The 12,854-nt window shown below is 61.6% G+C and carries 8 protein-coding genes; 5 read left to right on the top strand and 3 right to left on the bottom strand.

The genetic code is table 11. The annotated features are described in order from the left end of the window. Positions 1-110 precede the first annotated feature (110 nt). Both M1D68_RS03820 and M1D68_RS03815 read right to left on the bottom strand, forming a co-directional pair. Entirely contained in the window at positions 111-452 is a 342-nt protein-coding gene (locus M1D68_RS03820) for a PA4575 family protein (RefSeq protein ID WP_420767652.1), read from the bottom strand. A gap of 319 nt (positions 453-771) precedes the next feature. Continuing rightward, the gene (locus tag M1D68_RS03815; protein WP_434562228.1) at positions 772-3,210 is read right to left on the bottom strand and encodes a Lon protease family protein; all 2,439 of its coding nucleotides are present in this window, start codon (positions 3,208-3,210) and stop codon (positions 772-774) included. Between the two features lie 274 nt (positions 3,211-3,484). Between M1D68_RS03815 and M1D68_RS03810 the strand changes: the two genes are divergently transcribed. The 4 genes from M1D68_RS03810 to M1D68_RS03795 all read left to right on the top strand — a co-directional run bounded on the left by M1D68_RS03810 (position 3,485) and on the right by M1D68_RS03795 (position 6,924). Beyond that, positions 3,485-3,973: a DUF3015 domain-containing protein gene (locus M1D68_RS03810; protein WP_420767654.1), complete on the top strand. Its 489-nt coding sequence runs from the start codon at positions 3,485-3,487 to the stop codon at positions 3,971-3,973. A gap of 88 nt (positions 3,974-4,061) precedes the next feature. After that, positions 4,062-5,915: an Lnb N-terminal periplasmic domain-containing protein gene (locus M1D68_RS03805; protein ID WP_457969335.1), complete on the top strand. Its 1,854-nt coding sequence runs from the start codon at positions 4,062-4,064 to the stop codon at positions 5,913-5,915. Between the two features lie 90 nt (positions 5,916-6,005). Beyond that, on the top strand, positions 6,006-6,362 hold the full coding sequence (locus M1D68_RS03800) for a hypothetical protein (protein ID WP_434562226.1): 357 nt from the start codon (positions 6,006-6,008) through the stop codon (positions 6,360-6,362). Positions 6,363-6,432: 70 nt separating this feature from the next. Continuing rightward, positions 6,433-6,924, top strand: coding sequence for a GreA/GreB family elongation factor (locus M1D68_RS03795; protein ID WP_434562224.1), 492 nt, complete (start codon positions 6,433-6,435; stop codon positions 6,922-6,924). A 58-nt stretch (positions 6,925-6,982) separates the two neighbouring features. On the opposite strand, the gene ettA is transcribed toward M1D68_RS03795, so the two are convergent. Continuing rightward, positions 6,983-8,647, bottom strand: a complete 1,665-nt coding sequence (gene ettA / locus M1D68_RS03790) for an energy-dependent translational throttle protein EttA (RefSeq protein ID WP_420767658.1) — start codon at positions 8,645-8,647, stop codon at positions 6,983-6,985. Between the two features lie 269 nt (positions 8,648-8,916). Here ettA and M1D68_RS03785 point away from each other — a divergent pair, with 269 nt between their 5' ends. Then, positions 8,917-12,765 carry a sensor domain-containing protein gene (locus M1D68_RS03785; protein ID WP_457969333.1) on the top strand — a complete coding sequence of 1,283 codons (3,849 nt, stop codon included), beginning with the start codon at positions 8,917-8,919 and terminating at the stop codon, positions 12,763-12,765. Positions 12,766-12,854 lie beyond the last annotated feature (89 nt).

Here is a 12,854-nt window from a genome sequence, read left to right as displayed (position 1 = left end):
TGAGTCTCACACCAGGGCTGAAAAAACGCGGCGAGTATACCAGCCACGCCCCTACCGACAAACGCCGGTCCGGCCTGCGGATCTACTGGCGGAGCATGCCCTTGGACGACTCACTGAAGCGGACGAAACTCGAAACCGCCAACGTTGCGACAACGCCCTCCGTTGATCTCCCGCAGTTGCGCCTGCATGTGCAGGGACCAGATCTGCGGATCGTCGGCCAGTTCATAACCGTGGGTTGTCAGGCTCTGGACGATGGTGTCGAGTATGGTTTCTGCGGCGGTCGGCCCGGGAAACGGCCCCTGGGCCTTGATGGCGGAAGGTTGCTCACCGGCCATTCCGGCGGCGAAGAGCACGGTCCACATGCCCGTGTCTCCAGCGAGCGGACGGACAGCACATTCAATGCGGGTCACCAGGCCCAGGCACTGGCGGGTAAGGCAAAGGTTGCGCGACATGGCGGCGCCCCTCGGTAGATCCGGTATTCAGCCCAGGCGGGGCTGTTTCGATCCAATGATGGCTCTCGTTATCCTTGAACTGAGGATAGGAGAAAAGTTCCGGCGGCGAAGGATTTCGAAACCAGAATGCGCCGAGCGGTCACAGTGTGAATATTGACGCCAAACTGGTGGCGCATTAAGAAAATGATCCACAACAAAACAGTGTGGGAGCGAGCCTGCTCGCGAAGGCGGATGGGCAGCAACAATGATGTCGACTGTCCATCCGCTATCGCGAGCAGGCTCGCTCCCACAATTAGATTTTCCGATATAGGAAAAATCCTCAAGCAGGCTTGGCCTCCGCCAGCGCCTGCTGCGCCAGTTCCTTTTCCGCCTCCTTGATATCGTCCTCGCTGATCATTTCCGCGATAACCCGCAGCCGCTCCACCACGCGCGCATTGACGCTGCCCTCCGGGAACTCGCCGTTCTCGTCCGGCTCGCCCGCGGGTTCGCCCACCAGCAGGCTAAGGGCTTCGTCGGCCTGGCGCACGGCGTAGACGTGGAATTGCCCGGCGCGCACGGCGGCCAGCACTTTTTCATCGAGCATCAGGGTCGCAACGTTGGCCTGGGGAATGATCGCCCCCTGCTCGCCTGTCAGCCCGCGGGCTTCACAGAGGCGGAAGAAGCCTTCGATCTTCTCGTTGACCCCACCCACCGCCTGCACTTCACCAAATTGGTTGATCGAGCCGGTGATGGCGAAGCACTGCTTCAATGGCGTCTTCGACAAGGCCGAGATCAGCGTGCAAGCTTCGCCGAGGGATGCGCTGTCGCCGTCCACATAGCCGTAGGACTGCTCCAGGGCGATGCTGGCCGAGATCGCTAGCGGGAATTCCTGGGCATACCGGCTTCCCAGGTAGCCGGTAAGAATCATCACACCCTTGGAGTGGATTGGCTGGCCGAGGTTGACCTCTCGCTCGATGTCGACGATACCGCTGCCGCCGGGATATACCGTGGCCGAAATGCGCGCCGGGACACCGAACGCAGAGTCGCCCACCTCAAGTACCGTCAACCCGTTGCACTTGCCCACGGCCGCGCCGTCGGTGTCGATGAGGATGATCCCCGCCAGCATGTCGTCGAGGATTCGCGCCGAGACACGCCCGGTGCGGGTGGCCTTGGCCTTCAAGGCGCGCTCGATGTGACCGGCATCGGTCATCTCGTCACCGGCCAGTTGGCGGATGAAATCCGCCTCGCTGACCAGTTGGAAAAGGTCACCGATACGCGCCGAAAGGCGTCCCTGGTGTTCGGCCAGACGCGCGCTGTAAGTCGCCAGGCGCGCCACCGCATCGGCGGTCAGCGGCGCCATGCCCTCTTCCGAGGTGCGTGTCTTGAGCAACTGGGCAAACTGCTCCAGGCTCTCGTCGCCCATCGGGATGTCTTCATCGAAGTCCACCAGTACGCGAAACATTTCCTGGAAATCCGAATCCAGGTCCTGCAAGGCGTAATAGAGCTGGCGTGCGCCGATGATCACGACCTTGACCTGCAACGGGATGTGCTGCGGCGTCAGGGTGACCGTCGCCAGCCGCCCCAACTCGCCCAGTGGCGACTCCATTTTCAGCTTGCGCGACTGCAGGGCACGCTTGAGCGCATCCCACACGAACGGCTCGCCGAGCATCTTTTCCGCTTCCAGGATCAGAAAACCACCGTTGGCACGGTGCAAGGCGCCTGGGCGCAACTGCCGATACGTGGTGTAGAGCGCGCCTTGGTCGGTGCTGTACTCGATGCGCCCGAACAGGTTGTCGTAGGTCGGGTGCGGCTCGAACACCACCGGCGCGCCACCGCTCGCCGGATGGCCGACGACCAGGCTCGGCGCGTATTGCTCTTCCAGCAGCTTGCGGGCGACGGCGTCGGTCTTGCTGTCGTCCACCAGTTGTTCGACCACGGTCTTGAGCAGATAGACCTGCATGGCTTGCAGATATCCACAAACCGCGGCGTTCTCGGCGTACTTTTCCGACAACGGCGCCAGCAAAGGCTGTAAGGCCAGGGTGATGGTTTCTTCGTTGAGCTGACGCAACTGGTTGTTGGATTCGCGTTTCCACTGCGGGAGGCTGGCGAGCTCTTCGTTCAGGCGCTCCTCCAAGCCGGAAATATCTTCGTGGAACCGCTCGCGCTCGGCCTCCGGCAGTTGGGCGAACTCCGCCTCGTCCAGCGCCTTGCCCTCGCTCATCGGCGTGAACGCGATGTTGCTGCTGTCACGGTACAGCGCGACATCCTTTTCCAATGCCAGGCGCTCGATCACATCGAGAGCGCGGTCGTAGCGCTGGTTGAAGGCTCGGTCGATGGCGCTTTTTTTCTGCTGGTAGGACGGGTGCTCGAACACGGCCGGAAAAGTCGCCAGCAGATTGTCGATAAGGCCATTGATATCGCCGATGAACGTGCCCGCCGTACCCGAGGGCAGCTCCAGGGCGCGTGGCTCGCGAGGCTCATCGAAGTTATTGACATAGACCCAGTCCGACGGGGTCTGCATGCGCTTGCCTTCGGCCTTGAGGTAGCGCTTGACGAAAGAGAACCGGCCAGTACCGGGCTCACCCATGACGAATACGTTGTAACCGGGGCGTGGCATCGCCACACCGAACTGCAATGCTTCGACCGCACGCTCCTGGCCAAGCACACCGCGGAAGGGCTCCAGATCATTGGTGGTAGAGAAGCTGAACTGTTCAGCGGAAAACGGACGGGTCAGCGCTTCGGGCGCTAGACGCAAGCTGGCAGCAACAGGATCAGGCATCGGGCTTCCTTACATCAGGCGGGGCAGATAGCGGCATTCTGGCGCTGCCTATACCTGACTGGCAAGGAGCGTCTCAGGCCAAAGCATAGTCGAGGGAAAAACCCAGCGCAGAGCCCCGCAAGCAACGGGTTTGCAGTAATGTTTTTGCAAAATGTCACGGAACCCTCGGATCGTGCCTAAACTCCAAACTGCGCGGCTGGAACAATAACCGGCCCACTGGCTCCTGTAGGGGCCAGACCCTGTCCATTGGTATGCACATAAAGAGAACATAGCTATGAAACGGATTCTTCTCGGTACTCTCTTCACCGCTGTATCCATCAACGCCATGGCTCAGGCGCCGGGCGGCCCGGATTGCGGTTGGGGCAACATGCTGTTCGAAGGTCAGCGTGGCACCCCGGCCCACTTCCTCGCATCCACCACCAACGGCACCTCCGGCAACGCCACCTTCGGCATGACCTCCGGCACCAACGGCTGCTCGACCAACGCAGCACTGACCTACGGTGGCAAGTCCTGGCTGGCCATGAATGGCATGATGAACGAGCTGTCCGAAGACATGGCCAAGGGTCAGGGCGAAGCGCTGACCACCTACGCCGTGGTACTGGGTGTGGCGCCGGAAGATCGCGCTCACTTCTCCGCTGTGACCCACGAGCACTTCCAGCAGATCTTCAGCAAGGCTGACGTGACCGCAGAAGACGTGCATGCCAACACCCTGGCCATTCTGAAAAACGACCCTCGCCTGGCCAAGTACGCGACTCAAGCTTAAGCTCGACACCACTCGCTCCTTTCGGGGAGCGGGTTTTCTTTCTGGGGCCCTCTCGGTCTTTATTTTTCGATCTTCCAAGTAGCCGACTATGCTCAAACGCCTTGCCTGGCTGGCGCTCTGTGTGTGCGCCCCGCTATCCGCCGCGCCTCATGTCGACCCTCAACGTTTGCAGCAACTGGCCAATGACCGCTTCTGGATTTCCCTTGGCCACTACGAAACCGCCAAGCTCGGCGGCTGGCGCAGCTACATCAGCGACAAGAAATTCTTCCTCGCACCCGACGGCAACGAGCATCCCGACCGCGAACTGACCGCCACGCTGCAAGCCCTGTACGGCCCGGCCAGTGCCGGCCAGCAGCACGCCCAGTGCGTGTACCCGGCGCGTACCCGCTGGCTGAAGGCGCAGCTCGACCTGACGGACCTGCCCTCGGTCAATTGCAGCGATTACACCCAATGGTTCAAGGACGTTTCGCCCCACAGCGCGGTGATGATCTTCCCGGCCGCGTACCTGAACAGCCCGTCATCGATGTTCGGCCATACGTTGCTGCGCATCGACCAGGCCGATGTGCAAAGCGACAAGACCGCGCTGCTCAGCTACGCGATCAACTTCGGCGCCTACATTGAAGGTTCGGATAACAGCATCCTCTACGCCTGGAAGGGCCTGATGGGCGGCTACCCTGGCCTGTTCGCCCTGGTGCCGTACCAGGAAAAACTCTCCGAATACCGCAGCCTCGAGAATCGCGACCTATGGGAATACCGCCTGAACCTGAGCCAGGCGCAAACCGAACGGATGGTCGAGCATGTGTGGGAGCTCAAGCAGATCCAGTTCGACTATTTCTTCTTCGACGAAAACTGCTCCTATCGCCTGCTTGAATTGCTGCAAGTCGCCCGTCCCAGCCTGCGCCTGACCGAACAGTTCCCGCTCACGGCGATCCCCACCGACACCGTCAAGGCGGTGAAAGAAGCCGGGCTGGTGGAAAGCATCCAGTACCGCCCGTCCCGGGAGCGAGAGTTGCTCAGCCGCGCCGAACCGCTCAGCGATAATGAGCAGCAGTGGGTTTTGAAGGTCAGCGCCGACCAGCAACAATTGCAAACGCCCGACTTCAAGGCGCTACCGCGCGAGCGCCAGGCGCTGATCATCGATGCCGCCTACCGCCTGGAGCGTTATCGCGCCAACGGCCAGGAGCGCGATCCACAGCGGGCCCAGCGCAGTTTCGAGCTGCTGAGGGCGATCAACCAGAACCCCGCGCCGGAACTGGACATCCCACAGCCGGGCCTTCCGGAAGACGGCCACGAATCGCGCACCTGGCAGGCCGGCCTGGGTACGCGGGGTGACCGTGCGTTCGGTGAGTACGGCCTGCGCATGGCCTATCACGACCTCAACGACAACGCCGAAAGCTTTCCGCTGGGGGCGCAGATCGAGATCCTGCAACTAAAGCTGCGCCAGTACGAAGGCAACGACTGGCAAGTGCAGCAGCTGGACCTGGCGACCATCCGCTCCCTGACCCCGCGCAACGAGCTGCTGCAACCGTTGTCCTGGCAGGTCACTGGTGGCCTGGAGCGGGTGCCGGGCAAACACGACGATGAAACATTGGTCAGCCACGTCAACGGCGGCGCGGGCGGCACTTGGGCGCTGGGCGAAGATGTACTGGGCTTTGCACTGGGCACGGTGCGGGTCGAACACAACAACGATTTCGCTCAATTCATCGCCCCGGCCGCCGGATTCAACAGCGGCGTGCTGTGGAAGAACCCGCTGGGCAACCTGAGCCTGGAAGCCAAGGGCGATTACTTCGTCAATGGCGAGGTACGCCGTAGCCTGAGCCTGAACCAGCAGTGGGAATTGTCCCGCAACCTGGGCCTGCGCCTGAGCGCCCAGCGAGAGTTCAGCCACTTGGCCTCGCCAGAGAACGAGGTGATGCTCGAGGTGAAGTGGTACCACTACTGAACGAACGGATTGATCACCGCGCTTTCACACCTTTCTGACGAATCCGCTTCTAGACTTCTTTTATGAGTGGATCGGGCAGGAACGCAAAACATGTGGCGCGCGGCGGTGGTATTGGGGGTGTTGGTGTTGCTCGGTGGCTGTGAAACAACCCATGAGGATTTGATTGCCCGAGGTTATCCACCGGCCTTCGCCGACGGTTTCGATGATGGCTGCAGTAGCGGTCGGCAAGCCGCCGGCGTGATCACAGGCCAGTTCAGGAAGGACGTGCCGCGTTATCTCAAGGATGCCCGCTACGCCGAGGGCTGGAGCGACGGCTTTCGCCAGTGCCAGGCCATGCGCGAGAGCGAAGAGCGTGACGCCTACCGCGAACGCCACTGGGACGATCGCGAACGTGCCTGGCAGCAGGAGAAAGATCGCGACGCCGCTCGGGCCTATCGCACGCAGTGAGTCGCTCAGAGACAGCCGTCGAAACCAAAACCTTGCGACCATGGCCCAAACTCCAACAGAGGAGAACCCTATGAGTCGCGCTTTCGTCAACGAAGACAACGCCGCCGCCCAGGCCGATCAACCGGTCGAACGCCAGGTCAGCGCACAGCCCAACTACGTCACGCCGGCGGGGCTTGCTCAATTGCAGGCACGGGTCACCGAACTGCAGCAGCTGCATAGCCAACAGTCTGCCCAGGGCGAGCGGGCAGACAAGCAGCGTATCGCCGATATCGAACGGGATCTGCGATATTTCAATCAACGCCTGCAAAGCGCCCAGGTCGTTACGCCGAGCCATTGCGATCAGGTGCGAATCGGGCACTGGGTGACTTTTGCCGATGAGCACGATCAGGAACGGTGTGTGCAATTGGTTGGGGAAGACCAGGCCGATGCGGCCAATGGACTGATCAACTGGGGCTCGCCGCTGGGGCGGGCCTTGCTGGGGGCGAAGGTTGGGGATGAAGTGGTGTGGAAGCGGCCGGCGGGGGATCTATCGATTGAGGTGGTGGCAATTGACCTGAAGTAAAGCCACGGTCCATGAAAAACGGAGCCCGAAGGCTCCGTTTTTCATGCAACCGACCGAATCAGGCCAGTTTCTTGTGCCGTACGCGATGCGGCTGGGCGGCGGCTTCGCCGAGGCGTTTCTTGCGATCGGCTTCGTACTCGGTGTAGTTGCCTTCGAAGAACACCGCTTGGGAGTCGTCTTCATACGCCAGGATGTGAGTTGCCACGCGGTCAAGGAACCACCGGTCGTGGGAGATCACAATGGCGGCGCCCGGGAAGTCCAGCAAGGCTTCTTCCAGGGAACGCAGGGTTTCGACGTCGAGGTCGTTGGACGGTTCGTCGAGCAGCAAGACGTTACCGCCCTCCTTCAACGTCAACGCCAGGTGCAAGCGACCGCGCTCACCGCCGGAGAGATCCTTGACGAACTTCTGCTGATCGCCGCCCTTGAAGTTGAAACGACCGACATAAGTGCGCGACGGGATTTCATAGTTGCCGATACGGATCTGGTCGGAACCGTCAGAGATCTGCTGGAACACGGTCTTGCTGCCGTCCAGGTCCTCACGGCTCTGGTCGACGCAGGCCAGTTGCACGGTTTCACCGATCTCGATGGTGCCGGAGTCCGGGGTTTCCTTGCCCATCAGCATGCGGAACAGCGTGGATTTACCCGCACCGTTACCACCGATCACACCGACAATGGCGCCTTTAGGCATGGAGAACGACAGGTTGTCGATCAACACGCGGTCGCCGTAGCCCTTGGTGACGTTCTTGAATTCGATGACCTTGTCACCCAGGCGCGGGCCGGCCGGGATGTAGATCTCGTTGGTTTCGCTGCGCTTTTGGAATTCCTGAGACTGCATTTCCTCGAAGCGTTGCAGGCGAGCCTTGGATTTGGACTGGCGGGCCTTGGCGCCCTTGCGCACCCATTCCAGTTCTTCTTTCATGGCTTTTTCATGGGCCGACTGCTGCTTGGACTCCTGGGCCAGACGATCGGACTTGGCTTCCAGCCAGCCCGAATAGTTGCCCTCGTACGGAATGCCCGCGCCGCGGTCGAGTTCCAGGATCCAGCCGGCGACGTTGTCCAGGAAGTAACGGTCGTGCGTGATCGCAACCACGGTGCCTGGGAAGTCGTGCAGGAAGTGTTCGAGCCAGGCGACGGAGTCGGCGTCCAGGTGGTTCGTCGGTTCGTCGAGCAGCAACATGTCCGGCGCGGACAGCAGCAGGCGGCACAGGGCCACGCGACGCTTTTCACCGCCTGACAGATGTTCCACTTTCGCGTCCCAGGCCGGCAGGCGCAGCGCATCGGCGGCCACTTCCAGCTGGCGATCCAGGTTATGACCGTCGCTGGCCTGCAGGATCGCTTCGAGCTTGGCCTGTTCGGCGGCCAGCTTGTCAAAATCGGCGTCCGGGTCGGCGTAGGCGGCGTAGACCTCGTCCAGGCGCGCCTGGGCGTCCTTGATCACGCTGACCGCTTCCTCGACCACTTCACGCACGGTCTTGGTCGGGTCCAGTTGTGGCTCTTGCGGCAGGTAGCCGATGTTCAGGTCGGGCATCGGACGGGCTTCACCGTCGAACTCCTTGTCGACGCCGGCCATGATTTTCAGCAGCGTGGACTTACCCGAGCCGTTGAGGCCCAGTACGCCGATCTTGGCGCCAGGGAAAAAGGAAAGAGAAATGTTTTTCAGGATTTCCCGCTTCGGCGGAACAACTTTGCCCAGCCGATGCATGGTGAAGACGTATTGAGCCATGGTGAACCTAGCGTCAGTGACAGTGAAAAGAACGAGCCAGGCCATGCGCGGCGCGGGCAGTTGATGTTGATCACTGCCTGCGAGCCGATGGAGCCTGGGAATCCGGAGCTGGAACGCTCTTGTTTGACCGGCAAAGCTACCTCAACCGTCGGTCCAGGTCCAGCCACCGAGGGCTGGCACTTTGCCACAAGGCAAGGCATGCTAGCCGCCCTTCGGGCGTCCGGCTTATAGTGACGTCGCGCCAGTCCAGCAAACCGCAGGATTACAGCTTGTCCAACGTCACTCCGCCCCCGTCCCCACGCGCACCCGTCGCCGTGCCAGGCTTGCCCCTGCGCGGGACATTGAAGGGCGGGCTGGCCTCGCTGGTGCTGTTGTTGCTGGGGCTACTCTTCTGGCAGTTGCTTGACCAACTGCGCGAAACCCAACAGCAGCAGCGCCAATACACCATCGATTACACGGCCGACCTCGCCGCGCAAGTCAGCCTGAACATGGCCCTGAACGCGCAAATAGCCCTCAATCTGCTACCGATCGTCGAACAACCGCAAACCGCCGACGAACAGCAGGCGCTGTTGCGCAAGCTCAAGCAATCATTGCCCGAATTGCGCAGCCTGGCGCTGCTGAGCCCCTCCGGCAGAGTGCTCAGCGACAGTGACGCGGATAGCCAGGACGCGGATTACCTGGCCGAACTGGTACGGCGCAGTCGCGCCCAGGCTCACTATTTCAGTAATGCCGAGGACGGCTCCGTGGTGCATCTGCTGTTGCACCAGGCCAGCGGCAGCTCTCGCGGATACTGGGCGCTGCGCCTGTCTCCGAGTTTCTTTTCGACATTGACCAAACAGGGCGATACGGGCCTGCGGCCACTGTGGCTGGTGGAGAACCGTCTCAATCGGCAGATCATCAGCCGCGACGAAAGCCTGCCCACGATCACCCCGTCCCAACTGACCCCGCAGGACCTGAGCAACACGGTGTTGACCGTCCCCCTGAGCAGCAGCGACTGGCAGCTGCGCGGGCTGTTCGACCGGCGCCAGGTGCTCGAGCAGCTGCTCCCGGCCTTCATCGGCAAATGCCTGCTGGGCCTGGCGTTTTCCATGTTGCCGGTCATTGCCCTGCTGAACATGCGCCGACGCCAGCGGCAGCTGCACGAAGGGCGCCGTCGCTATCAGGACATTTTCGAGGGCACCGGCGTGGCCCTCTGCGTGCTCGACCTGTCCGGCCTCAAGGCGTTTTTTGCCAGGACTGGTCTGCACAACGGCGAGCAATTGCGCGCCTGGTTGCAGGTTCCGCAACAGCTCGAACAGTTGCAACAGCAAGTGCACGTCACCGAAGTCAACCAGGTGGCGTTGAAGCTGCTCAATGTCGACTCCTGCCAACAAGCCTGGCAACTGCTGGTTGGCAACGCCGAAAAGGACAACAACCCGGTCGGTTCGAAACTGCTCGAAGCGTTGCTCGATCCCCATAAACAGCTGGAGCTGGAAATCAGGCTCCAGGACGCCCACGGCCGGGATCAGCATCTGTGGCTGGTGTTGCGCCTGCCGGAAACACAGCACGACTATAACGCGGTCATCCTGAGCATCAGCGACATCACCAGCCGCAAGCTGATCGAACTGTCACTACTGGAACGCGAAGGGTTCTGGTCCGATGTGGTGCGCACCGTTCCGGATCATCTTTATGTGCAGGATGTGATCAGCCAGCGGATGATCTTCAGCAACCACCACCTGGGCCAGACGCTCGGCTACGACCGAACCGAACTGCACCAGATGGGCGAGTATTTCTGGGAAATCCTGCTGCACAGCGACGACGCCGATCACTATCACACGCTACGCCAGGAACAGCGGCGCGGCGGCTACACGCAGTTGCTGCAATGCCAGCTGCGGTTCCGCCATCGCAACGGCAAGTGGCGCCGTTTCGAGGTCCGAGAACAGGCCCTGGCCCGGGACCGCTACGACCAGGTGACCCGGATCATCGGCGTGGCCAAGGACATCACCGAGCAGATCGAGGCCAGCGAATCGCTGCGCGACAGCGAGCAACGCTACCGGATGCTCGCCGAAAGCATCAGCGATGTGATTTTCTCGACCGACAGCAAGCTGTCGCTCAACTATGTCAGCCCGTCCGTCCAGGCGGTGCTGGGCTACACCGCCGACTCGATCTTCCAGAACGGCTGGCAGTCGACCATCGCCAACCCGCAACAACTGACCGGCATCTACAGCCTGATGGACCGCCTCAGCAAGGCCCTCGACAAGCCCGACCAACTGACCGAGCTGCGCAACCAGATGCAGACCCAGTTGTATCTGTTCGACTGCCTGCGCGCCGATGGGCGCAAGATCCCTATCGAGCTGCGGCTGGTGCTGGTGTGGGATGACCATGGCGCGTTCGAAGGTGTACTGGGGGTGGGCCGTGACATCAGCCAGCAGCGGCGCGCCGAAAAAGACCTGCGCATGGCCGCCACCGTATTCGAGCACTCGACATCGGCGATCCTGATCACCGACCCGGCCGGCTACATCGTTCAGGCCAACGAGGCGTTCAGTCGCGTCAGCGGTTACGCGGTATCGCAAGTGCTCGACCAACTGCCCACCATGCTGACCGTGGATGAGCAGCAGGAAGCCCATTTGCGCTACGTGCTCAAGCAACTGCAACAACACAGCACCTGGGAAGGCGAAGTCTGGCTCAAGCGCCGTAATGGTGAACATTACCCGGCCTGGGTCGGCATCACGGCGGTGCTCGACGACGAAGGCGACCTTGCCAGCTACGTGTGTTTCTTCAGCGACATCAGCGAACGCAAGGCCAGCGAGCAGCGCATCCATCGCCTGGCCTACTACGACGCATTGACTCACCTGCCCAACCGCACGCTGTTCCAGGACCGTCTGCACACCGCGCTGCAGTCAGCCGAGCGGCAGAAGACCTGGGTCGTGCTGATGTTTCTCGACCTGGACCGCTTCAAGCCGATCAACGACTCCCTGGGCCATGCCGCTGGCGACCGGATGCTCAAGGAAATGGCGACGCGCCTGCTCGGCTGCGTAGCCGACGACGACACCGTGGCGCGCATGGGCGGCGATGAATTCACCCTGCTGCTGCAACCGCGAGCCACTCGCGAGATGGCGTTGAACCGGGCGATCACCGTGGCCGAGCAGATCCTTGCCAGCCTCGTCCGGCCCTTCGTGCTCGAAGGTCGCGAGTTTTTCGTCACCGCCAGTATCGGTATCGCCCTCAGCCCCCAGGACGGCAACGAACTCAGCCAATTGATGAAGAACGCCGACACGGCCATGTATCACGCCAAGGAGCGCGGCAAGAACAACTTCCAGTTCTACCAGGCCGACATGAACGCCAGCGCCCTGGAGCGGCTGGAATTGGAAAGCGACCTGCGCCACGCCTTGGAGCAGAATGAGTTCGTGCTCTATTACCAACCCCAGTTCAGCGGCGACGGCAAGCGCCTGACCGGCGCCGAGGCCTTGCTGCGCTGGCGCCATCCGCGACGCGGGTTGGTGCCGCCGGGGGATTTCATCCCGGTGCTGGAAGAACTCGGCCTGGTGGTGGACGTCGGCGACTGGGTCATCAGCGAAGCCTGTCGCCAGCTCAAGACCTGGCACCAGGCCAAGGTCCGGGTGCCGAAGGTCTCGGTCAACATCTCGGCCCGGCAGTTCTCCGACGGCCAGCTCGGCACACGCATCGCCAATATCTTGCGCAGCACTGGGCTGCCACCGGCCTGCCTGGAGCTGGAACTGACGGAAAGTATCCTGATGCGCGAAGTCAGCGAGGCGATGCAGATCCTCGCCGGGTTGAAAAACCTTGGCCTGAGTATCGCGGTGGATGACTTCGGCACCGGTTATTCGTCGCTCAACTACCTCAAGCAATTCCCCATCGACGTGCTGAAGATCGACCGCACCTTCGTCGACGGCCTGCCGTCCGGCGAGCAGGACGCGCAGATCGCCCGAGCGATCATCGCCATGGCCCACAGCCTCAACCTGGCGGTGATCGCCGAAGGCGTCGAGACCCACGAGCAACTGGACTTCTTGCGCGAACACGGCTGCGACGAAGTACAGGGCTACCTGTTCGGCCGGCCGATGCCGGCGAATCGGTTTGAAGCGCAGTTCAGCAATGATGCGTTGTTCATGATCGACTGAAATTTTTGGTGTCTGGACTGGCCTCATCGCGAGCAGGCTCGCTCCCACATTTGAACCTGTGTACACATAACCCTGTGGGAGCGAGCTTG

The organism is Pseudomonas sp. R4-84 (assembly GCF_054130985.1).
The sequence above is the reverse complement of the archived record's forward strand: the minus strand, read 5'-3'. Positions and strand labels throughout refer to the sequence as shown.

Excerpts from the sequence above, each read along its gene's own strand:
- M1D68_RS03820 (WP_420767652.1), bottom strand. The coding sequence starts at position 452 with ATGTCGCGCAACCTTTGCCTTACCCGCCAGTGCCTGGGCCTGGTGACC.
- M1D68_RS03815 (WP_434562228.1), bottom strand. The coding sequence starts at position 3,210 with ATGCCTGATCCTGTTGCTGCCAGCTTGCGTCTAGCGCCCGAAGCGCTG.
- M1D68_RS03810 (WP_420767654.1), top strand. The coding sequence starts at position 3,485 with ATGAAACGGATTCTTCTCGGTACTCTCTTCACCGCTGTATCCATCAAC.
- M1D68_RS03805 (WP_457969335.1), top strand. The coding sequence starts at position 4,062 with ATGCTCAAACGCCTTGCCTGGCTGGCGCTCTGTGTGTGCGCCCCGCTA.
- M1D68_RS03800 (WP_434562226.1), top strand. The coding sequence starts at position 6,006 with ATGTGGCGCGCGGCGGTGGTATTGGGGGTGTTGGTGTTGCTCGGTGGC.
- M1D68_RS03795 (WP_434562224.1), top strand. The coding sequence starts at position 6,433 with ATGAGTCGCGCTTTCGTCAACGAAGACAACGCCGCCGCCCAGGCCGAT.
- ettA (WP_420767658.1), bottom strand. The coding sequence starts at position 8,647 with ATGGCTCAATACGTCTTCACCATGCATCGGCTGGGCAAAGTTGTTCCG.